Source organism: Nostoc sp. (genome assembly GCF_036917155.1).
Classification (GTDB): domain Bacteria; phylum Cyanobacteriota; class Cyanobacteriia; order Cyanobacteriales; family Nostocaceae; genus Nostoc.
Genome location: NZ_JBALDZ010000244.1, coordinates 1 through 21,005 on the forward strand (window position 1 = coordinate 1; position 21,005 = coordinate 21,005).

Annotated in this window: 20 protein-coding genes, 1 rRNA gene and 1 pseudogene; 14 read left to right on the forward strand and 8 right to left on the reverse strand. The window is 41.6% G+C overall.

What is annotated here, in order from left to right:
* A 5S ribosomal RNA gene (gene rrf / locus V7K67_RS34680) occupies positions 1-94 on the forward strand; the annotation flags it as partial.
* Positions 95-204: 110 nt separating this feature from the next.
* A pseudogene (locus tag V7K67_RS32915) lies at positions 205-291 on the forward strand (transposase); the annotation flags it as partial.
* 209 nt (positions 292-500) lie between these two features.
* On the opposite strand, the gene cofH reads toward V7K67_RS32915, so the two are convergent.
* The gene (cofH, locus tag V7K67_RS32920) at positions 501-1,643 is read right to left on the reverse strand and encodes a 7,8-didemethyl-8-hydroxy-5-deazariboflavin synthase subunit CofH (RefSeq protein ID WP_335170173.1); all 1,143 of its coding nucleotides are present in this window, start codon (positions 1,641-1,643) and stop codon (positions 501-503) included.
* Positions 1,644-1,694: 51 nt separating this feature from the next.
* Positions 1,695-1,958 (reverse strand): hypothetical protein, encoded by a 264-nt coding sequence (locus V7K67_RS32925; protein ID WP_335170175.1) that lies wholly within the window; start codon positions 1,956-1,958, stop codon positions 1,695-1,697.
* A gap of 798 nt (positions 1,959-2,756) precedes the next feature.
* Between V7K67_RS32925 and V7K67_RS32930 the strand changes: the two genes are divergently transcribed.
* From V7K67_RS32930 to V7K67_RS32965, 8 genes are all read left to right on the forward strand, one after another.
* Positions 2,757-2,948: a CbtB-domain containing protein gene (locus V7K67_RS32930; protein ID WP_334707996.1), complete on the forward strand. Its 192-nt coding sequence runs from the start codon at positions 2,757-2,759 to the stop codon at positions 2,946-2,948.
* 38 nt (positions 2,949-2,986) lie between these two features.
* Positions 2,987-4,204 carry a hypothetical protein gene (locus V7K67_RS32935; RefSeq protein WP_335170178.1) on the forward strand — a complete coding sequence of 406 codons (1,218 nt, stop codon included), beginning with the start codon at positions 2,987-2,989 and terminating at the stop codon, positions 4,202-4,204.
* A 580-nt stretch (positions 4,205-4,784) separates the two neighbouring features.
* Complete coding sequence (locus tag V7K67_RS32940; protein WP_335170180.1) at positions 4,785-5,186, forward strand: DUF1636 domain-containing protein; 402 nt, start codon at positions 4,785-4,787, stop codon at positions 5,184-5,186.
* Positions 5,187-5,293: 107 nt separating this feature from the next.
* Positions 5,294-6,448 (forward strand): RNA-guided endonuclease InsQ/TnpB family protein, encoded by a 1,155-nt coding sequence (locus tag V7K67_RS32945; RefSeq protein WP_335166864.1) that lies wholly within the window; start codon positions 5,294-5,296, stop codon positions 6,446-6,448.
* Positions 6,449-6,651: 203 nt separating this feature from the next.
* A complete protein-coding gene (locus V7K67_RS32950; RefSeq protein WP_334730772.1) occupies positions 6,652-7,677 on the forward strand; it encodes a multicopper oxidase domain-containing protein in 1,026 nt (341 codons plus the stop codon).
* A gap of 173 nt (positions 7,678-7,850) precedes the next feature.
* Positions 7,851-8,876 carry a helix-hairpin-helix domain-containing protein gene (locus V7K67_RS32955; protein ID WP_335170182.1) on the forward strand — a complete coding sequence of 342 codons (1,026 nt, stop codon included), beginning with the start codon at positions 7,851-7,853 and terminating at the stop codon, positions 8,874-8,876.
* Positions 8,877-9,056: 180 nt separating this feature from the next.
* Positions 9,057-9,491 (forward strand): ferritin-like domain-containing protein, encoded by a 435-nt coding sequence (locus V7K67_RS32960; protein WP_190899961.1) that lies wholly within the window; start codon positions 9,057-9,059, stop codon positions 9,489-9,491.
* Between the two features lie 220 nt (positions 9,492-9,711).
* Positions 9,712-10,680: an FTR1 family iron permease gene (locus tag V7K67_RS32965; RefSeq protein ID WP_334730770.1), complete on the forward strand. Its 969-nt coding sequence runs from the start codon at positions 9,712-9,714 to the stop codon at positions 10,678-10,680.
* A 164-nt stretch (positions 10,681-10,844) separates the two neighbouring features.
* On the opposite strand, the gene V7K67_RS32970 is transcribed toward V7K67_RS32965, so the two are convergent.
* Both V7K67_RS32970 and V7K67_RS32975 read right to left on the reverse strand, forming a co-directional pair.
* Positions 10,845-11,372, reverse strand: coding sequence for a hypothetical protein (locus V7K67_RS32970; protein WP_335170185.1), 528 nt, complete (start codon positions 11,370-11,372; stop codon positions 10,845-10,847).
* Positions 11,369-11,812 carry a DUF6932 family protein gene (locus tag V7K67_RS32975; RefSeq protein WP_334730768.1) on the reverse strand — a complete coding sequence of 148 codons (444 nt, stop codon included), beginning with the start codon at positions 11,810-11,812 and terminating at the stop codon, positions 11,369-11,371. The genes V7K67_RS32970 and V7K67_RS32975 overlap by 4 nt, the downstream gene beginning before the upstream one ends.
* 578 nt (positions 11,813-12,390) lie before the next feature.
* Between V7K67_RS32975 and V7K67_RS32980 the strand changes: the two genes are divergently transcribed.
* A complete protein-coding gene (locus V7K67_RS32980; RefSeq protein ID WP_334730767.1) occupies positions 12,391-13,485 on the forward strand; it encodes an alpha/beta hydrolase in 1,095 nt (364 codons plus the stop codon).
* 53 nt (positions 13,486-13,538) lie between these two features.
* Here the strand turns inward: V7K67_RS32980 and V7K67_RS32985 are convergent, their stop codons facing one another.
* Positions 13,539-14,228 (reverse strand): YdcF family protein, encoded by a 690-nt coding sequence (locus tag V7K67_RS32985; protein ID WP_334730766.1) that lies wholly within the window; start codon positions 14,226-14,228, stop codon positions 13,539-13,541.
* A 106-nt stretch (positions 14,229-14,334) separates the two neighbouring features.
* Positions 14,335-15,000, reverse strand: a complete 666-nt coding sequence (locus V7K67_RS32990; RefSeq protein WP_334712066.1) for a DUF2301 domain-containing membrane protein — start codon at positions 14,998-15,000, stop codon at positions 14,335-14,337.
* 138 nt (positions 15,001-15,138) lie between these two features.
* Here V7K67_RS32990 and V7K67_RS32995 point away from each other — a divergent pair, with 138 nt between their 5' ends.
* Positions 15,139-15,804: a GUN4 domain-containing protein gene (locus V7K67_RS32995; protein WP_334730765.1), complete on the forward strand. Its 666-nt coding sequence runs from the start codon at positions 15,139-15,141 to the stop codon at positions 15,802-15,804.
* 209 nt (positions 15,805-16,013) lie between these two features.
* Here V7K67_RS32995 and V7K67_RS33000 read toward each other — a convergent pair whose 3' ends face one another.
* Positions 16,014-16,826 carry an SAM hydrolase/SAM-dependent halogenase family protein gene (locus tag V7K67_RS33000; protein ID WP_334730764.1) on the reverse strand — a complete coding sequence of 271 codons (813 nt, stop codon included), beginning with the start codon at positions 16,824-16,826 and terminating at the stop codon, positions 16,014-16,016.
* Positions 16,827-16,937: 111 nt separating this feature from the next.
* Here V7K67_RS33000 and pirA point away from each other — a divergent pair, with 111 nt between their 5' ends.
* A complete protein-coding gene (pirA, locus tag V7K67_RS33005; RefSeq protein ID WP_334712063.1) occupies positions 16,938-17,093 on the forward strand; it encodes an arginine synthesis PII-interacting regulator PirA in 156 nt (51 codons plus the stop codon).
* A 298-nt stretch (positions 17,094-17,391) separates the two neighbouring features.
* Here the strand turns inward: pirA and V7K67_RS33010 are convergent, their stop codons facing one another.
* Entirely contained in the window at positions 17,392-18,333 is a 942-nt protein-coding gene (locus V7K67_RS33010; RefSeq protein ID WP_334706375.1) for a hypothetical protein, read from the reverse strand.
* 1,103 nt (positions 18,334-19,436) lie between these two features.
* Between V7K67_RS33010 and V7K67_RS33015 the strand changes: the two genes are divergently transcribed.
* Entirely contained in the window at positions 19,437-20,825 is a 1,389-nt protein-coding gene (locus V7K67_RS33015) for an LCP family protein (protein WP_335170188.1), read from the forward strand.
* Positions 20,826-21,005 lie beyond the last annotated feature (180 nt).

Below are 21,005 nucleotides of genomic sequence, written 5' to 3' on the forward strand. Positions count from 1 at the left end.
CCACACTGAACCCTTCCCGAACTCAGAGGTGAAACGCTGCTGCGGCCACGATAGTTTAGGGGTAGCCCTACGCAAAAATAGCTCGATGCCAGGTTGTTTATTCAAAACAAAGCCCTACTCAAATTATGAGGAGGGCTTTGTTGCTGTAGAGATTTACCGATAAAACATCGTTTTAAATATAGCAATCGACAAGGCGGTTAGGACGGTTATTTTGACGGCAGAACCACCAGTGGTACTGTAGAGGGAATTAATAATAAACTCAAGTTAATTAAAAGGCTGATATCTCTGTGACTCTGCGGTTTAAGTAAGTCGGCACAATAAAACCAAACTGTGTAAAGAAAAGTAAACAAGGCTCAAACCCTTTCTCCCCCTGCTCCCTGCCCCCTGCCCCCTGCCTTTTTCCAACGACAAATATTGACGCCCACCTACTTAAAAGCAATTTATTTAACTACAGAGGCGCAGAGAACACAAAGCAAGGAGATTGAAGAGAAATTTTTTTCCTAATTACTAATTTTCTGATACAGGGTATCTCGTTGTTGGTAAGGTCGTCCTAAAGAAGCGATCGCATTTTCCAAAGTTTCCACTTCCATACATGTACCACCCAAAGCACCTGCCATTGTAGTAATATGCTCCTCCATCAAGGTGCCGCCGATATCGTTGCAACCCCAAACCAAGGCTTCTGTCGCCCCTGCAAGTCCCAGTTTTACCCAACTCTGCTGATGGTTGGGAATCCAATTACCTAAGTAAATCCGCGCTACAGCCCCTAGCAGCAGTGCATCGTTTAAAACTGGTTGATCGCGTCCGACACGGCGACGTAAGGATTTGGGCGCTTCTTGGCCAACGAAGGGTAATAAAATAAACTCTGTGATCCTTGCTGGATATCCCTGATTGATGGCGGTTTTTTGGAGCGATCGCAATTTTTCTAAATGCCCGATTTGGTGTTCGTGGGTTTCAATATGCCCAGATAACATAGTACTAGTAGTATGCAGGCCTAATTTGTGAGTAGTGCTGACAATTTCTAGCCATGTGGCTGTGTCAATCTTCTCTGGACACAGTATCCGCCTCACTTCATCGTCTAACACTTCCGCTGCTGTTCCCGGCATTGATCCAACACCAGCATCGCGCAAAGCAGTAATCACATCAGCATATTCCAGTCCGTCAAGTCTGGCGATAAATTGCACTTCTTGGGGAGAGAAAGCGTGTAAATGTATCTGGGGAAATTCCTGTTTGATGGTTTCCACTACCTTGAGATAGTAGGGCAAGGATTTACCATTTATCTGCGCTTGTGGATTTAACCCACCCTGCATACAGATTTCCGTCGCACCCCGTTGTACTGCATCTGTCGCTTTTTCTAAAATTTGCGCCGAATCTAACCAATATGCACCGATATCACCATCATCTCGACGGAAAGCACAAAAACTACAGTGCTGCTCACAAATATTAGTAAAGTTGATATTACGATTAATTATGTAGGTGACAGTATCGCCTGCTTGAGTGTGGCGGAGTGTGTCGGATGTAGTACGTATTGCGGCGATCGCCTCTGGGTCACTTTGTTGTAACAATACTACTCCCTCTTCGAGAGATAAGTCGTATCCCATCAAGGCACGTTCCAGAATTTTTTCAACAACAATTTTTGTCAGCATTATTTAATTAATTTCTCAGTAAATCTTAATTTTATAATTTTGGATATAAAATTACTTAATAAATACACCAAGCTCTAGAGAATCCCAAGATCGAGTATAGTTTTTACCTTTAAAATTAATCTCAAGAGATTTCTTTTGCTTACTTTTTTTAGTTTCCATTGCAATAATCCCACAAGGTTGAAAATCTTTATAGGAATCCTCTTTTTCTAAACTCGCCGAAATATTAGTCAAATTAACATGTTGAATTTTAAATAGCTCTTGATTATTTTGCTGTAGAAGTACCCACAAAGGGTATTCCCAAGGGTCTTTTCCCATTAGACCCACCACTAAAGTTTTTATTAATACTTCTTTCCTTCTAACTTGAAAGTGCTGAGTGCTGAGTAAAAATACTAGTCCCCAGTTATTCTTTCATTCAAGGCTGTGAAACTTGTTTCATTGGGACTGCCCTCTGCCTTTCATTGTAAAACTTAGGACTTACGTACACTCTACGAATTATCGGGGGAGCATCCACTTTTGGAAGAAACACCGGGCGATTGGAAATCGCGGCTACACAAACTTTCGTCCGCCTGCGCGGACTCTCTGAAACCCGCGTAGGCGGGTTTTGTTTGTATAGCCCCAGACTTCTAGTCTGTTCGCGTAGCGTGCGCCTTAGCGCAGGGCGATCCGCCAAAACAGGATGCTCCCATTCTCGGCGCTCTTGGCGTCTTCTCTACGAGACGCTGCGCGTTGGCGTCAGCCTCTCGAAAAGAAGGCGGTTCGATAAATTAAGCTTTTTAGCAATTTTTGCGTAAGTCCTAAAACTAATAAATTAGCCAAAAAGGTAAGGGTAGCTCTCCCACCATTCGTGAGTAGCAAGTGACACGACTAGTCACACTTAGGACATAAGATTGCAATGCCTCTGTCATCTAGATAGATTTTACTAAACCTTACGTGGGTGTTAATATAGGTAATCTTCATGAATGAGAAAGCGAAATAGCTGGCTCAGTATGCTAGTGCGGCTCATACAGAGTCTTATTCATCTGTTTTCAGTGATTTACTGTTCACTGCTAACTGTAGAAGTCAGAATGCCTACTGAATCAATCATTAAATATCGTTTTATCTACGAGGTACAAAATGACAGTTCAATCTTCTAGTTCGATTCAGCAACAAGTCACCCGTCAAGTACTATCAGTACCTGTACAATCAGCGCTCTATGTTGCACTGTGTTCTTTGACTCTGTGGACAATTTATTTCACTACATACCCCGCTATCCATGACACAACTCATACTCTGCGTCACCACACACTGATGGTGAGTTGCCATTAGTTGATTGAGTCAATGATTAGCAGGAGTTCACAAATCAAATGACTTTATTTAAGTGGTCTAAGCTGATCGGTGTGGTTTGCACGCTCGGAATTGTTCTGTATGCTTGGATCGGACTTTCCCAATCTCCTCAACCATCGGTGCGGCTAACAACCAATCCACCGATTAATCAGGTTCAACCCCTTGAGGCTGAGGCCACTACAGTGTTGGGATCAGGGCACTACAATCCGCCAGTGCAGCTGATGCTGCAAGCCTTCGATGCTCAAGGGCAATCTTTAAAGAATGCCAAAATCCACTTGCAATTGTTCACCCCTCCTAAAAACCCCTGGTTCACAACAGATTTTCCCATCGTCGAGGGAACAAAGTTGCTGGACATTGAGGGCAATGCACCAACAGGTCAGTTGCAGCTTCAACAAACCCTGCCGATCCGGGGAACGTATCAACTCTTGGTAGCAGTTACTCCGCTCGTTGCCAATGCCTTTGAGCCGATTCAGCAAACTCTGACCCTGACGCTGCCTGAAAATCCCTTAAAGTTTCGCTACTTTGGCATCCTGGTTGTGATTTTACTGGCAGTTGGACTACTAGGAGGTTGGGTGATTGGGGGCAGACAACCGATTCAACCGGGAGAAATTGCCCCGCAACAGGTGCGATTGTTGTTGAGTGGATTGATTGTAGTAGCGATCGCTGCACTCCTGCTCGTCAACATCAGCGCTGAACTTGCCGAATCACACCATACGATGTCGATGCCAGGCATGGGAGAAGAAGTTCCGCCCTCTGGTAAGCCCGCCAAATTGCAGTCTCAAGGACTTTATATGCAACTATCGGGCGACGAGGGTGCAACAGTGGGTCAACCTGCCAGATTGCAGGTTAGCGTCAGTGATACCAAAACCAGCCAACCTGTGACAGATGTAGTGTTGAAGCTAACAACCACCCAACTCGAAAATAATTGGGTGGCGTTTGCTTATGAGGGGACTCCAGACAGCAATGGAAAATTGGCGTGGGAGCAGGAGTTCTTTGACGGTGCCCCCCATAGCATTGTTGTCGAGGTTGCACCGCTTGCAAACGCAACCCGACAATTTCAGCCATTCCAAGTTGCAGAGAATATTCCAGTCGAAGGTGTCGCTCCGCCGATGTCTGTCCGGTTGATTTCGCTGACTTACTTCACGGGAATTGTGGTAATTGGTTTGCTGCTGGGACTGTGGCTGCGACAGAGGCAGACTCCACGTACTGGGTTGACTTGGAAGCGTAGTGTTTCCTAAGTCAGTATCAAAGGGCGTTATTACTATGCCATTCGGTTGTAAAAACATTTGCCCTTAGTTTCTTTGCCCAATGACCAAACAGGCTGACTGCCTAAAATCCATGTCGGATACCATTGAGTCTTCGACATGGATTTTTATAGACACAGCATGAGAAATTGAAACCTGCAATTTATATTTGACACTTTCAGGTCTAAAGACACTGAGATTCTGCAGACAGAGTAAAACTCCCGCTACGACCGTCAAACGCCGTCTACCTAGTCACTCTAAGTCAAGCTTAGGTTTCTAGCTACTTTTATTGTTTCCAATGCTTTCAGAATCCATCACGCTTGCCAAGACGCGGTACGCTCTGCAACCTGCCTTTATTTGCTCTTTCTTGTCATACTGTCGTTAGGACTAAAACAAAGACCGTTGTTTCACAGCAGCCGGGATTTCTCCGATACTAGGATGCTTCAACACGTAGATGTTTTTTGTTCTTACTAACAATCTAATTTTACCACAAAGACCACTGCGACTGAAGTCGCTCGTACCGCTTCCCTCTCAGGTCCAAAGACTCTGAGTTTCCCGCATCCCGTGAGGTTCTATGAATCATCAACACATTATATTCGTCTGCACAATCTGTGGAAGTAGCGATCAGACAAAACAGTATGTTGCTAAAACCGGTGGTGAACGGCTGTTAGAGAAATTACAAACCCTATATCATGATTGGATGTTGCAAGACGAGTTCTCGATTCAACCCGTTGAATGCATGGGTGTTTGTGAGCAGGCTTGTGCAATTGCTTTCGTCTCTCCTAACAAACACACCTACTTATTCGGCGATCTGCCTGCTGATGCTGAACGTGTAGAGAAGATAGCAACTGCTGTACTTGACTGTGCTAGTCAGTATCACGCCAAGCCGGATGGTTTACTCCCATACGCCAAGCGCCCGGAACTGCTCAGAGCCGGAGCGATCGCACGGATTCCACCGATGCCGCCATGTCAATAGACATTTTACCGAAAATATGGGTTTAAAGCCTCGCCCTTCAAGGGCGACTTTGTTTAATTTAGGAAAAAATTGAGTTTTTTTGCTCATATTTTTGGTACGATATTAATATGAAAACATTAAAATTTAAGCTATATCAACACAAAAAAAATAGACACCTTAAGCGCCTGATTAATGCGGCTGGGGTAATCTACAATCATTGCATTGCTCTACACAAACGCTACTACAGAATGTGGGGCAAGCACTTGAGTTGTGCAAAACTTCAGTCGCACATTGCTAAATTGAGAAAACGTAATTCATTCTGGCAATCGGTAGGTTCTCAAGCAGTACAAGATATCTGCCAACGCATCGAGAAAGCCTATAAACTATTTTTTAAACATCATAAAAAAGGAGTTAAACCACCGGGATTTAAGAAAGTTAAAAAATACAAATCATTCACCCTCAAACAAGCTGGTTATAAGTTTTTGGAAGGTAACAAAGTAAGAATTGGGAATCGAATATATCAATTTTGGAAATCCAGAGAGATAGAGGGAACAGTCAAAACCTTAACCATTAAACGTACACCCTTGGGTGAGTTGTTTATGGTAGTAGTGGTTGATAATTGTGTTGAACCGGAAGCCAAATTCACGACTGGTAAGATAGCGGGGTTTGACTTTGGTTTGAAAACATTCCTCACTTGCTCCGATGGTACTAAAATTGAGTCACCCCAATTTTTTAAGCAGTCACTCAACGCCATCAAAATAGCCAGCAGACAGCATTCCAAAAAGTTGAAAGGCGACGCTCCTAACGTCTCTAACGCTTCGCTATCATCTAACAGAGAACGAGCCAGAAAGAATTTAGTACGCAGATACGAGAATATTTCTCATCGTCGGCGTGATTGGTTTTGGAAGTTAGCACATGAGTTAACAAATAGGTTTGATGTGCTATGTTTTGAAACGCTAAACCTCAAAGGAATGCAGCGTCTTTGGGGTAGAAAAATATCAGACTTGGCTTTCGGTGAGTTTCTACAAATCCTAGTATGGATTGCCAAAAAGAAGAATAAATTGGTTGTTTTCATCGACCAATGGTATCCCAGTACTAAGACTTGCTCTCGTTGTGGACACGTTTTAGAAAGTCTTGATTTGTCTGTTAGAGAATGGCGTTGTTCCGGTTGTCAGTCAATTAATGGCAGAGATGAAAACGCCGCACTCAATATTCAAATGGTTGGGGCATCAACCATCGGGTTAGGTGATGTCAGACAGGCTATGCCTGCAATTGCTGTTTGAGCCTAGAATTCCCACGCCTTTAGGCTGGGGAGTATGTCAATCCCTATTTTCAAGACAGATTATAGCTCAACCTGAATCTAATAATTTTAGTAGCAGTTTTGAAGCACTTCAAAATTATTGACAATAATTACTAATTCATCTAAAATTCTAAGAGCAATTGCAAAATATTTGCAATTGTTTACCGCTAACCGTAACTAAATCTCATGCCCAACAACTTCGCTCTGGGTAACGGAAAACCTTGGAGCCGCCGTCAATTATTGAAGCTGGGCCTAGCGGGTGCTGGAGTGACTGGTGCAGCTGGACTTTGGCAGATGCTAAATCTACAAAGTAAGTCAACCGTCAAAGTACCACCACTCAATATAGAAGCACCAGACGACGTTACTAATCCGATGAAGATGTTGAGGGATTTTGATTATGGGACGGTGAAGCAAGAAAACGGGCGGACTATCCGGGAATTCCAGTTAACTGCTGGTACTTCCATCATAAAGCTCAATAGTGCCGTCTCTTACAACATCTGGGATTTAAACGGTCGCATCCCAGGACCAACGCTACGGGCAAAAGAAGGCGATCGCATCCGAGTACTATTTTTCAATAAGGCGGGACATTCTCACTCTTTGCATTTTCATGGCGTTCATCCAGCAGAAATGGATGGTGTTCGCCCAATCAGCAATGGTAGTGCCACAATCTACGAATTTGATGCTGAACCTTATGGGGTTCATTTATACCACTGCCATATTGAACCAGTCACGCGTCACATTGCCAAGGGACTGTACGGAATGTTTATCATCGATCCACCGACTCCCCGTCCCCCGGCTGATGAAATCGTATTAGTGATGGGTGGGTATGACGTGGATGATGATAGCCATAACGATTATTACGCCTTCAACGGTCTGCCCCACTATTACATGCATCATCCCATTGGCATTTACAAAGATCAGTTGATTCGGCTGTATGTTCTCAACATCATTGAATACGATCCGGCAGTGACGTTTCATCTCCATGCCAACTTCTTTGATGTCTATCGCTATGGTATGACTATGACTCCTAGCGAGAAAGCAGATGTGATTACGATGGGTGTCGCAGAAAGGCACATATTGGAATTTGCTTTCCGCTATCCAGGTAAGTATATGTTCCATCCTCATCAGGATGCGATCGCAGAAAACGGTTGCATGGGTCAATTTGAAGTACTTGCTGAAAAGAACTCTCAAAATCCTGTTAAACATTCTTGACAAGATTATTTAGTAATTTGTAATTAATTCATAAAAATTTTAGGTAACTAGTTGATAAAAAATATCATTATATGCAACAGTAAAATCTATGACAATCTGTCAAAAAAACTACTTTTTAGTAATAGTTTGAAATGTTTAAATTAATACCTTTTTTAGTTGTGTGAGGAGCAAAAATGATCAAATTTCGTTATATATGTTTAGCAGCAGCAGCAGCCGTAATAGTTACCTTGAGTTCCTGTAGTAGTACACCAACCGCAGAAAATCCATCAGCACCAGTTGCTAACCCTCCGGCTACAGAGGCAGTAAGTAATAACAGTTATAGTAGTCACGGTAGCAAAGAAAAAATTAACATTAACACTGCTATATTGTCAGAATTGGATAAGTTTGAAGGCAAACTAGGTGTTCCGGCTTTATCAAACAAAATCCAGGCAAATCGTCCTTATGGGAACCCAGAAGATTTAGTTACCAAAAAAGTAATTACTCAAGAACAGTTCGACCAAATTAAAGACCAGGTTGGTGTTCAAGAAGTGGTACTCACAGGTGAGGCAAAAGATGTTGACTATATGTCGAAATTAGGTTTAATGAAAGGGCATCTTTTAGTAGCACAAGAACTGCTAGATCAGAATCAGCCAAAACAAGCAGAACCTCATATTGGACATCCAGTTGAAGAAATTTACGTTGACGTAGAAGATCAACTGAATGAACGTAAAGTCAAAGAATTTAAGACAACACTGGTGAGTTTGCAAGATTTAGTGAAATCTAGTCCCAAAGATAGCAAAGTTAAAACTAATTTTACTTCTTCAGTGCAAGCAGTTGATGGAGCGATCGCAGCTTTGCCAGCAGATCAACGCTCAAAACCAGGATTTGCGCTACAGGTAATTAACGAACTATTAGATTCAGTCAACTCAGAATATCGCGCGGCGATCGCCGATGGTAAAATCACAGCGCCAATTGAGTATCAAGACTCTCGTGGTTTTGTCTTTTATGCCAATGAATTATACAAAGGAATTTCTAGCCAAGTAGCTCAAGCAGCTCCCGAAGCACACAAAGCAATAGACACTAGTTTTGCTGAAATAATAAAAGTTTGGCCCGCCGCAATCCCGCCAGTAAAAGCAGTTAAAACTCCTAATGATGTTACCAAACTGGTAAAGATCATTGAAGAAAACTCTCAAAAAGCGATTGACAAATCCAATACCTAAGCCCAGCGATCACACTTTGATTTAATGGGAAGCATAGAATAAGGAGTTTAAAATAGTTAGGAGTTAGGAGTTATGAGTTAGAAGTTATGAGTTATGAGTTATGAGTCCCGAACTCCTAACTCCTCACTCCCCACTCCTCACTCCTCACTCATTAAAATTCGTTACTTGAACTAACAACTGATGCAAGAACTTGACCATAAAAAGACCATTGACCTGCTGAACGCCATCATGGAATTTGAACTAGCAGGAGTAGTGCGCTATACACATTATTCTTTGATGGTAACAGGCCCTAACCGTATTCCAATCGTGGCTTTTTTCAAAGCACAGGCAAGTGAATCTTTACTTCATGCCGAACAAGTGGGAGAAATTCTCACCGGTTTAGATGGGCATCCCTCCCTGAAAATTGCCCCAATGGAAGAAACCTACCAGCATAAAGTCAAGGATATCTTGGAAGAAAGCTTATCCCATGAAAAGAAGGCATTGGATCTGTATAAAAATTTGCTCGAAACTGTCACCAATGCCAGCATTTACCTTGAAGAATTCGCTCGCGGTATGATTGGACAAGAAGAGATGCATAATCTCGAATTGAAAAAGATGCTACGTGATTTTAGCTAATAGTCATTAGTCATTAGTCCTTAGTCAAAAACAAATTCAAAAAACTAAGGACAAAGGACAAATGACTAAGGAACGTGGATTAAATAAAATACAAAACTCCACCCTGTCTCACGATCCCTCTCCAATATATCGGAGAGGGATTGAGGGTGAGGTAAACCAGGGATATAAATTGTATGTTATTTAATTCTTATTCCTAAGGAGAAAAAACAAAGGATAAAAGATGAATTTTAGTACTGCTCTACCTACTTTTGTCATAACACTCCGAGAAGGGGTGGAAGCTGCCCTTGTTGTTGGTATTGTGCTAGCTTTGCTGAAAAAAGCGAAACAATCCCGACTAAACTCTTGGGTATATGCTGGTGTCGGCGTTGGTATTGTCGTCAGTGCCTTAATAGGTGTGCTATTCAGTTGGTTAATTCAAATACTGGGAGCCGCTAATCCTCAATACACCACTGTAGTTGAGCCAGCGCTAGAAGGTGTGTTTAGTGTATTAGCGATCGCAATGCTCAGTTGGATGCTAATCTGGATGACTAAACAAGCCAGATTTATGAAAGCGACAGTTGAGGGAGCAGTAACAGAAGCGCTGACACAAAACTCAAATGCTGGTTGGGGTGTTTTTACCTTAATTTTAATTGCCGTTGTTCGCGAAGGCTTTGAAACTGTTCTGTTCGTTGCAGCTAATTTTCAACAGGGATTAATGCCAGCTTTGGGCGCTATTGGTGGTTTGGTAGCGGCATCTGCCATTGGAGTGCTGCTATTTAAATGGGGTGTCAAAATTAACATCCGCCAGTTTTTCCAAGTTATGGGCGTTTTATTAGTGTTGATTGTCGCTGGGTTAGTAGTTTCAGCCTTGAAACACTTTGACGAAGCTGTAGCGAACCTCGCCCTGAGCAGTCGTGCCACAGAAAACCTTTGTTTTTATTACGAACGTTTTACAAAAGTCCACTCCTGTATTTTGGGGCCAATGGTTTCCAATACTTCTACAATCTTTCCTGACGAACAGTTTCCTGGGATTATTCTCAAATCTTTATTTGGCTATAGAGACAATCTCTATCTTGTGCAAGCAGTGGGATATGTGACATTTTTACTCACCATTGGAGGACTGTATTTCCGCAGTCTTGGGGGTGTGTCTCGTGAAGGTAGAAAGAATATCTCGTTTGGTCAAAAACCAATTAGTTCTGCAAAAGATTAAGATTTTTGCCTCATATGAACCTATCCCACTATTCTAAAAATCCCTACTTCTTTTCGTAAAATGTGCTTGAAAACCTGAATTTTTCGTTTTCAGTTCTCAATAAGCTTAAGCTTTATAGCACAAATATTATTAGTGGGATAGGTTCATAGTTGGTCATTGAATCATTAAGAAGCAACCTTCATACCACTCAAATCGCTATCCAAATGTGACTCTCGACGTATATTCATTAATCTTTGCTTGTAAAAATTATCCATTTTGGCAACAAACTTGCCATTTACAAGCTTAATTCCTAATACATCAAGTGCGTTGGCAAAATCTAGGAAGCTAGCATTGTGATAATTCTTATCTTCAAAAGATTTAATTTCTTCTTCAGTACGCTGACAAAATGCTGCTAATTCTTTCTGAGTCAGCTTCATTGCTATCCTGGCTTTAATTAATAGGTCGGGTAAATAATCAAGATTTTCTATTGACAGCACAATTGGTTGCTCAGGGTCATGAGCAACTAATGCTTCATATTCCGTTATTTCATCCAATAATTTCCGCCGCAGCGCATCGTTAGAATCTTGAATTAACTGCCAGCCATCCGGGTCTTTTAATCGCTTTTCTTCATTCGCCCTTAAAGTCAGGTTGGCTTCAGCAAATTTTTCTGCCCATTCCTTGGAATACGCCAGTTGTTTATCATCTTTAATCATGGCTCCCACTCCAATAAATTAATAGCTACAATACCCTTACGATTTTGTTTTCTATCGCGTTGAAAAAACTCTATTGATATTGTAGACTCATCCACGGGTTGATCGGATGGATAAATTTCCCCTCGATACCTGGCTTTCTGTGCTGTACTGTCATAAAACTTTAATATTAGCGGTGCATTTTGTCTGAGGTAGTTTATATCAACATCATCCTTATCCCAGCAACAATCAAAATCTCGCGGCTTCGGTTCGCTTGTTACGAATGAGCCATTAATATAAAAAGTTCTGCATCCAGCAGTTTTTAATTCTGCCATTACCGCTTCTATCCCATGAATCATTTGCATTCGTTTATCCGTATATCCAAACCTCTCTTTAAACTCCTTCCAATCGCCAAAATGTAACCCTGGTGGTAGATTACCGTTTTCATCAAACTCAGGAATCATTATTTAATAAATAGCACCCCTTTCAATAATTCTGTAGGTGAATAAAACAATTAGATAACTATAGCTTCTCTTACCCTTCGGATTGAGGGGGATGAGGGGGATGAGGGGGATGAGGGGGAGGGGGATCAGGGAGCAGAAATTCTTCCTAATTCCCAGTCCCCAATCCCCAGTCCCCAATCCCATTTGTGAGAGGTTAAGGTCAGATACAATTAGTCAATAAGCAATAGTACTTAAAATATTGCTGAAATCGGGGTTAGAAACAGAATTTTTGATTGGGCGATGCCTAGGTTGGGCTTTGCCTACGCGTCATCTTGATACGCATCATTTATTCTTAACCCATAATTTCAGTACAATAGTTAACTTAATACCTCGGCTCTTTCCAAATTTTAAGCATAATTTCTAATTGACAAAAGTAAGATTATCTTAAACTCTCACCGATGCCCCAATCCCCAATCCCCAATCCCCAATCCCCAGTCCCCAGTCCCCCTTGACTTTTGACTCTTGACTCTTGACTATTAACTATTGACTATCTATTGATATCTTCTGTGATGAAATATCTCTATCGTATTCTAATAAGCGTGTCTGGGTGCTTAATATTTTCACTGCTGCATAGTGTGCCTAGTTTGGCAGCCGAAAAGATTGTTTTCAGGTACGGATTGTTTGAGCAATCGGTTCCGGTGGCAGATATACGCAACTATGGCGAGACTCAAAAGGCTTCTAGCGATTTGCAATCTTTCCTAAATTACCTCAGCCCTAAGGAGAAACAGAGGTTTCAAGATGCTCTGAAAGTGAAAATGTCTCTTGATATTGCGGCTTTAGATAAGCTGATAAATACGGGAATGGGCAAGCAAATTTTATCTTTTGCTTCCCAAGCGATCGCTCGTCGCGATCAAGCCAGTATACAAGCGCTACGATCTGCCATTATTTTAGGAGCAAAATCACCAGAAGGTCTGGGAATAACTAGCTTTCTAGAAGCTTATCCCAGTAGTCAATTAGTTGTTGATGTGTCAAAAATTCAGAAGCTAGTCGGCATGGCAAATTTATCTTCTGGTTCTGCTGACGCAACGCCGAAAGACGACGTAAGCTCTTCACCTTTAGGGCAAATTGCCCTGCAATATCAGATACTTGCTGTCCAAGATAAACGGTTCTCCGGTTGCTTATTTGGCGATTCTGTTTCAGCTGAACTTGGTAATACCCTTGGGAATGGTACTTTTAACTTTGGGTTAAATGGTCTGAGTACAATCTCATTAGTGGAACAACTGAAAAATCTAATTCCTACCAAGGTCAAATGTGAAAAAACTATTATTGCCATAGGTGGAAACGATGCTTGGTATAAGATTAGTGATGAGTTGTTTACCAAAAATCTGCAAGAGGCGATCGCACTTATAAGAACAATGGGAACTAAAGAGATTTTTCTCATTCCGGCTTTTTATTCAACAGTTGCAGCCAGCTTAGATCCAACTGTATCAGCCCCGCTTCCGAAAGTTGAACAAATTAATGTTCTGATTAATAAAGTTGCTGAAACAGAAAAGGTGCCAGTTGCAGCAGCAGGACTAGCACCCTTATATGACAATAATGTTCTTAAAGAAAATTTAACTAGTGATGGCGATCATCTGAATGCAGAAGGTCTGAAAATTTATCGGGAAGCATTATTGCAAATCCTGGGTAAGTAAGACAATTTTGGATTTTGGATTGAATGAAAAATCTAAAATCTAAAATATCATTGTTAGGCTTTCCAACTCAAAAACCGTGCATAAAGATAAGCGATGCCTTCATCAAGAATTGTCCGCACACCTTCGCTAGAACCCCACCAATTTGTTGGATTGTAATCTTGCGTTTTGGCAGCAATCACACCAACTTTAATGTCAGGGGTAAGTATTTTTCTAAAAAGAAACCAACTCCTACGAGCATGAACGTCTAAGGAAAAAAGATTAATTGATTCTATCTGTAAATTGGAACCGGATAGCCAGCGATGAAATTCGGCAGCAGATGCATAACTCCGGTCTTTAACTACGAAAGGTGTCGGAACAGCTATGACTTTTTCTGCTTCTAAACCGAGTTTTATGAAAGTGGCGGCTGACACTTCTGCAAAGTTCTTGTATCCAATAAGATAACTGCCTTTTCCTAATGTACCTCCGGTAGTAATTATTTGACGATAAGAACCAGTTTGAAATTCAGTCAAAGCTTTTTCTATAGCGTAATCTGGTAGCCACCCTTCAACAACTAATACTTCTGCTGATTGGATCGGGGAAGTTACGGCGAGAAATGAGTGTACATGAGTAAAAACGAAAAATATTAAATAAGCAATCAAAGCGATCGCAATTGCCCACCCCTGAGCCGTAAGTGTCCACATTTCTTGGCGCTTGATTATTTTGATTTTGGGAAATTTTTGACACCGACGTTTTCTTGTCTGCATTAAAACTTATATTGTTTCTTTGTGAAGCTGCATATATTTACCCCCCAGCTACGCCATCCCCCCGATGCCTTGGGGGGACTACAGGGGGGTCTTATTATGTGCATCTTCATGCAGAATTGGTATTAGCTAAACGTTGTTCTTTTAAATAGGTAAATACAGACTTATCTCCAATATCAGCAGGAATTGCTTGCACTGTTTTTCGCAGGGCAAACACCAAAAATAACGTTGCCCAAATTCCTAATAAAACACTTTCTCCCTGAGTTGGTAAAATCCCCACTAAATGTCCTAACAACAGTATCGGTACGATTGGGGTTAATACTTTGGTTTCCAGGCGATTGAAGCAAAAAGCCTCTTTAAAATAAATACCTGTCAAAGCAACGAAGATAAAACCAACTCCAAATAAGGTAATTGGTTGATTGTAAATGGTGACAGCTAAAGGTTCACTACTAGTGATTGCCAGAATCACTGATGCTATACTACCGATCGCCCAAAAAATTTGCAACGTTCGGTGCAGTGATGCCATGTAGATATGAATGGTGAATAAACTCACACCAAGAGCGAGGCTAAAGCAAGCATATAGAGGTGTGAGTGCAGTTACAACAGCTGGGTTATTGTTGAGTAAAACCAAAGCGCTGCCGATTGCAAAGCTCAGTGCTGCTACCATCAACCCAGCACGATAGATAATTACGCCAGTGCGATCGCTCTGAGTAATTGTAAATTCCCCAAACTGACCTTGATAAACTTCTGGTGCAGAGAGTGTTTGTGTAGTCATAGTTTGCTGATGACGATTGTTTTGTATATGTATTAATCTTGACAATTATCAAAAAAAGCTAAAATATACATCTACTATCTAGTAACGGTTAGACTAAATTTTACCTGGGGCATTCAAAGTAATCAGAAGCATCCAAAAATGGCAAAGAATAATCAGACTGTTCTGGTACTAACTTTACTCATCACAGCAAGTCTTATAGGTATATTTGCTGTTTTGGGCTGGATTGGATATTCGTTAACACGGTCTAAGTCTGAAAGCAAAAGTCCAGGAAACACTAATTTAGTCAATACAACTACTAATTCTAGCTCATTGAAGCAAATAGAAATTACCACAGCCCGCAATGTCGATTACAGCCAGTTGCAGAAATATTTACAAAGCAAAGATTGGCAAGGGGCTGACAGAGAAACTTACCTAAGAATGCTAGATGTTGCAGGGACTAAGGCACAAGCGGAGGGTGCTATTGGGAAAGATGAAATGAATGCACTTTCGTGTGTTGATTTGAAAACTATTGACAGGCTTTGGAGTACAGCTAGTGATGGTAAGTTGGGCTTTAGCGCTCAAGAAAAGATTTTGAGGGAAGAAAAAAACGACTATCGCAAGATGTATGACGCGGTGGGATGGCAAACCTTGACAGGTGACTGGCTGATTCAGTGGAACTATAATCAGCAAACTAAAAGATACGAGTATAAACCTGGCAAGGAACCAAATTTTAAAACCTTCCCCCCAGGACATCTACCAACTGTGGAAAGAGGATATAACTTTGGTGTTTCTCTTGATGGGGCACTCACGAGATGCGGTATTTAAGTTAGGAATAAGAATTAAATAACATACAATTTATGTCCCTGGTTTACCTCACCCTCATTCCCTCTCCTGATAAAGGAGAGGGAAGCTAGAGACAGGATGAAGTTTTGCATCTTATTTAATAGACATCTCCAGAAATTAAATATGCGTTATCCAGAATCCTTGTAGAGACGTAGCACTGCTACGTCTCTACATTCATTTTCACCAGATGTCTAATCCATGTTCCTTAGCACCACTTGAAGCGTTTCTTGGCAATCTAACTGCAACTGGAAGTGAGCATTACCGCTATTAATGGCAATTTCTATCCACCCGTGACTGCCAACTAAAGCTATTATCTCTCCCAATTTGACATCACTATAAGTTTCACAACCTGGTATAGTCAACCCAGCTGCTTGTACATACCAAGTTTTGCCTTGTACGTAACTCCCTGGAATGTTACTCACTAGGTTGCCAAAGTGGTCAATATATTGAATACAACCTACTACACCAGTTGTTGTTTGCTTGCAGTCGCCTATATCCAGTTTTACCAAACTTGCTGGATCAATTTCTTTTCCCAGCTGTTTCAAGGAGACACCACTAGCAAGATTAGCTCCCACTGGTGCAAAGATATCTCTACCGTGAAAAGTCTTGCTTGGTTGAGGAGTTCGCCAATAGTTAAGATTTGTAAGTTCGACGGCGGCGATCGCAGGACTTTGACTGAGTACCCCGCTAAAGATACCATTATCTGGGCCCACCAAAAACCCTTGAGCAAATTCTACTGCGATCGCTCGTCGCTTACTTCCCACACCCGGATCTACTACTGCCAGATGCACTGTCCCAACTGGGAAATAGGGATAAGCGTTCATTAGGCTAAACCTAGCTGCGGCGATATCTTGCGGCGGAATTTGGTGCGTTAAGTCTACTATCGTCAGCCTGGGGTTGATTTGGGCTATGACTCCCTTGATTATGCCTACATAAACATCGCGATCGCCGAAATCACTGAGCAAAGTTATAAGTGGTTGTTGATCTATCTGCTTCTTGGACATATTTCAGATAAAATATACATTAAGTTATAAAATTCTGTAGCAACAGCTACAAAATATATGTTATGTTAACAATACAAGATATAAAGCGAAAAATTAAAGAGGGTAATCACTATGAGTCAAAATAGACTACAAAGTGTGAGCAAAGCACGAGAAGCTCACAGAGCAAATATTCAAAAAAGCCTAGAGCATCGCTTGGAAGTAGCCAGAGCAAAAGGCGACGAACAACTGATTCGTCAGCTAGAAGCTGAGATGAGGTATTCCAGCTAAATCAAGTTTTCATTGTTCATAGTTTTGTTGTGTAACCTGCTACGGCGGGTTTTTTCTTTTTAGGGGGTTTCCTGGCAATTTTGCTCTTACAGCGTTTTGCAATTAATTGAATTACCTTACTCCCGATGCTCACGTTCAAACCATTTTCCTTTCTTTTGCCTTTTTACTTTTTACTTTTTACTTTTTACTTTTGCCCTGTTCGGTGAGGAATTTTTTGAGAAACGTGCTGGATTTCCTAAATGCAAATCCAAGCATGGCAAACAGTCCGTACTTGGTACTCCAAGTCAGTGTGGGTAGTTCACCCAGGAAAAATATCTAGAAATTCATTGCCATTAATCACTGTTGTCCAGTGCTGATATTTTCCGGGGGCATTCTTTTCCCGTGGGTCTGCTTGCACCAAAGACATAAACTCGTCGTAATGTTCATTGGCACTAGCTCCCACCATACATCCAGCAGACCAACCTTTGACTGGCTCACCAGGGCTATTCCCATCTGGATTATTAGTAGTGTGTTGATCGACGCTAAAGTTATTACCCTTATCAGGTAAGCGCTCAGGGCCACGCAACACTGTAATATCTCCAGTTTGTACTAGAGCCAATTGGTCTCCGGTACTACCGTGGTGATGACCGACGCTCCAAGCTTGGTATTGCCATGCCTGAATATCCGCACAACCTTTTTCATTCATCGGATTCTCCCAGTAATATTCTCCTGGGTCACAAGTGCCTAACCAATTACCCGCAAAACTGGGAACTTGGTCTTTAATTACTAATACACAACGTCGGTCATTCCAGACAAATGGTGCATTACCATTCCACTGACCATTACGGTCTAATCCCCGAAAATAAACGATGTTGATTTCTCCATCATTACCGTTAATACTAATATGTTGATTATGTAAGCTTAACCACATCACGGTTCGACTTGGCCAGTCGTCGTTGAGTTTAAACCCTGGTATTAAGTCAGTCGGATTGGTATTGAGCAGGCTAGCGGCAATATGAGAATTTATCCCTGGCTCACTGAGATTTTGAAAATGTTTGTAAGCATTTAGCGCCCTAGCGGATTTGGCCCCCCAAAGTCCATCAGGTGAATTTAAGAGCCAAAAATCTTGAAGTCTAGACTGTAATTGCAGTGCCAAGGTCTTGTTTGCTGCGATCGCTTCATCATCTTCGAGCGCTTTGACTGAACCATTGGCTAAACCATAGAGCAAGGCATGAGGATTATCAGTAGATGTAACTGGCATAGAAGAATCGGTGTTTGGGATCAGAGTTAATACTATTTTCTACAATTACAGAGAAACGGATTCCAGAAATTAAGTAAGTCGGTGCTAATATTTCCAGCTATGTTAAGGAATTTTAATGTCGGGTGTGTTGTCGCCAAGCGCCGCACCGTCAACAATCTCAGGTGCGTTGCTATCAGGCATAACACACCCGACAGCTAATTTATATTTCTTCATATACATTGAATTTTTCTCCCCGACTTACCAAGCCCCTTCGGGGCGGGAACAGGGAACTCTTAACAGGGAACAGAAAAAAAATTAGCCCCGAATACAGGGTTTAAAGCCCCTAAATTTATTTATGAAAAGAGATAAAAATATTTGAAACGAGATGGCGTCAGCCACGATGTTTCAATGTGTCCTTGTACAAATCCCCTGATTTTAATTATGGGGATTTCCCTGTTGCCTGTTGCCCGTTCCCTGTTCCCTTTTAATTAGAGAAAGTTTGTCTACAAAGGCAGTTAGAGCTTGCGGAAAACTGCCCTCTGCCTCTCATAGGCATTACCCGGATTTCTCACCAATGCTCAAAGCCTGTGCTTGTGCAGGGGAGCAGGGGAGCAGGGGAGCAGAGGAGAGTTCAATGTGCCAAGTTCAATCCCCTCCGCCCCTCTGCCCCTCTGCCCCTCTGCCCCTCTGCCCCTCTGCATTTCAAACTTGTGAGAAATGCGGGATTAACATCTGCTGCGGGTTTCTGAATTTAAAAGGGTGTTATTTGCCAAGGCTACTCTTCTAACACTTGCTTCAGTAGGCGACCTTTCAGTATCCATTAATATAACAATTATTACGCTCAGTGTGCAGAGAGGATAAATACTTTTATTTTCATAATTTTTAACAGATTAAATACTTTTTATTGAGCGTCATACAAGTGCCATATATTAGTCACAAAAATGTCATTGGCATAAGTTAGTTTATAAATATTTTCTTAAAAGTTTCGGTTGCTATTACTCCAAAATCTCATCTGATTTTGGCTAAGAGATAATTTGAGAGTGAGCTATTGTAGGTTAGCTTGTCTGCTTTAAATCCGAATGACAAGCAGAAATTGTCTAGTGTGAGGAGTGAGTGTTAAAAGAATGCCAATAGGAAAAAAACGTTCGGTGAAAACCTTCAAAGGGGGTAACAAAAATACCAAAAAACTTACATCCGAACGCTGGCTGTGGTTTTGCGTAGGGATGAGCGGTGTGGCAATGATATCAGCGATCGCCGGAATGCTGTTAGCAGCTTCTTTCAGCAGCAAGCCTTTGGAGAAAACTCAGCTAAACCAACAACAGCAAGCAGTGTTTGATAGAGAGGGCATCACTGGAAGTGGACTACAATTTTCTGCATTAAGCCGCCCTGTAAACATTCTAGTTTTAGGAATGAGTGTGCTGCCCCCAGACATTAAGAACCCGCCCCCTGAAAGCCTACATTTGAGATATCAGCCTGAACTAAATTCCTTTGATGGTCTATCTGATGTCATGCTTCTACTGCGATTTGAGCCGGAAAAGAAAAAATTAATAATGCTTTCCATTCCTAGAGATACCCGCATAGATGTGTCTGGACATGGTTTGACCAAAATTAATGCTGCCAATGTTTATGGTGGGCCGGCTTTAACCAGTACAACAGTCAGTAATCTCTTGGGTGGAGTAGAAATTGATCGGTATATCAGAATTAACGTTTTGGGAGTCAGCAAGTTAGTCGATGCCTTGGGTGGTGTGACAGTCTATGTACCGAAGAATATGAAATACCAAGATGATTCCCAGCATCTTTATATCAATTTGAAAGCAGGCAAACAACATCTCAACGGAGACCAAGCGCTGCAACTTTTGCGCTTTCGCCATGATGAGTTAGGAGACATTGGTCGTATTCAACGCCAGCAAATGGTGATTAGTGCCTTAACCGACCAAACTCTCAATCCCACCACACTGACTCAACTGCCTAAAATTCTTGACATAGTTAAAGAACATATTGATTCCAACTTAACAGTGGAGGAGTTAGTAGCGCTGTTGGGTTTTATGGTGCAAACTACTCGTTCTAATATGCAGATGTTAATGGTGTCTGGTCGTTTTAGCGAAAAGAAGGAATATGATGCTAGCTACTGGATACCAAACAGCAGCCGCATTTTTGCCATGATGGCTCAGTATTTTGATTTGGACTCAGCAACAAAACCGCAAGTAGCCAATCATCCAGCTAGTTTACGAGTGGCAATTCAAGACAGCACTGGCAGCAATCATGCGAACCTGCATCCACTAATCAAAATCTTACAAGAAGCTGGCTATAGCAATATTTATATTACTAAAAGCTGGGGTGAGCCTCTAGAAGTAACTCGGATTATTGCCCAACAGGGAGATCGTGAGAGCGCTCAATCAATTCGCAACACTTTAGAATTAGGTGAAGTCCGAGTGGAAAGTACTGGCAATCTCTACTCCGATATCAGCATCCAGATTGGTAAAGATTGGTTGCAACTACGAAAAAGTATCTAATATAATTTGAGAATTTTGACTTGAAATTTGGAATTGGAAATCGCCTAGTTGTAAAATATACGCTAATTGCGAATGCTAATCTGAAAAAATAGTCATACTTTCGTCATAGGTTTGTCATAGTAAAGTCAATGTAACGTGTTTAATTTCAAAAGGATGTATCGTAGCTGAATATCTATTTAA

What these genes read in the sequence shown, in the direction of transcription:
- V7K67_RS32975 (WP_334730768.1), bottom strand. Translation starts at nt 11,812, where the DNA reads ATGATTCCTGAGTTTGATGAAAACGGTAATCTACCACCAGGGTTACAT.
- pirA (WP_334712063.1), top strand. Translation starts at nt 16,938, where the DNA reads ATGAGTCAAAATAGACTACAAAGTGTGAGCAAAGCACGAGAAGCTCAC.
- V7K67_RS32955 (WP_335170182.1), top strand. Translation starts at nt 7,851, where the DNA reads ATGATCAAATTTCGTTATATATGTTTAGCAGCAGCAGCAGCCGTAATA.
- V7K67_RS32985 (WP_334730766.1), bottom strand. Translation starts at nt 14,228, where the DNA reads ATGCAGACAAGAAAACGTCGGTGTCAAAAATTTCCCAAAATCAAAATA.
- V7K67_RS32940 (WP_335170180.1), top strand. Translation starts at nt 4,785, where the DNA reads ATGAATCATCAACACATTATATTCGTCTGCACAATCTGTGGAAGTAGC.
- V7K67_RS32970 (WP_335170185.1), bottom strand. Translation starts at nt 11,372, where the DNA reads ATGATTAAAGATGATAAACAACTGGCGTATTCCAAGGAATGGGCAGAA.
- V7K67_RS32960 (WP_190899961.1), top strand. Translation starts at nt 9,057, where the DNA reads ATGCAAGAACTTGACCATAAAAAGACCATTGACCTGCTGAACGCCATC.
- V7K67_RS32990 (WP_334712066.1), bottom strand. Translation starts at nt 15,000, where the DNA reads ATGACTACACAAACACTCTCTGCACCAGAAGTTTATCAAGGTCAGTTT.
- V7K67_RS32925 (WP_335170175.1), bottom strand. Translation starts at nt 1,958, where the DNA reads ATGGGAAAAGACCCTTGGGAATACCCTTTGTGGGTACTTCTACAGCAA.
- V7K67_RS33000 (WP_334730764.1), bottom strand. Translation starts at nt 16,826, where the DNA reads ATGTCCAAGAAGCAGATAGATCAACAACCACTTATAACTTTGCTCAGT.
- V7K67_RS33010 (WP_334706375.1), bottom strand. Translation starts at nt 18,333, where the DNA reads ATGCCAGTTACATCTACTGATAATCCTCATGCCTTGCTCTATGGTTTA.
- V7K67_RS32965 (WP_334730770.1), top strand. Translation starts at nt 9,712, where the DNA reads ATGAATTTTAGTACTGCTCTACCTACTTTTGTCATAACACTCCGAGAA.
- V7K67_RS32945 (WP_335166864.1), top strand. Translation starts at nt 5,294, where the DNA reads ATGAAAACATTAAAATTTAAGCTATATCAACACAAAAAAAATAGACAC.
- V7K67_RS32995 (WP_334730765.1), top strand. Translation starts at nt 15,139, where the DNA reads ATGGCAAAGAATAATCAGACTGTTCTGGTACTAACTTTACTCATCACA.
- V7K67_RS32930 (WP_334707996.1), top strand. Translation starts at nt 2,757, where the DNA reads ATGACAGTTCAATCTTCTAGTTCGATTCAGCAACAAGTCACCCGTCAA.
- V7K67_RS32935 (WP_335170178.1), top strand. Translation starts at nt 2,987, where the DNA reads ATGACTTTATTTAAGTGGTCTAAGCTGATCGGTGTGGTTTGCACGCTC.
- V7K67_RS33015 (WP_335170188.1), top strand. Translation starts at nt 19,437, where the DNA reads ATGCCAATAGGAAAAAAACGTTCGGTGAAAACCTTCAAAGGGGGTAAC.
- cofH (WP_335170173.1), bottom strand. Translation starts at nt 1,643, where the DNA reads ATGCTGACAAAAATTGTTGTTGAAAAAATTCTGGAACGTGCCTTGATG.
- V7K67_RS32950 (WP_334730772.1), top strand. Translation starts at nt 6,652, where the DNA reads ATGCCCAACAACTTCGCTCTGGGTAACGGAAAACCTTGGAGCCGCCGT.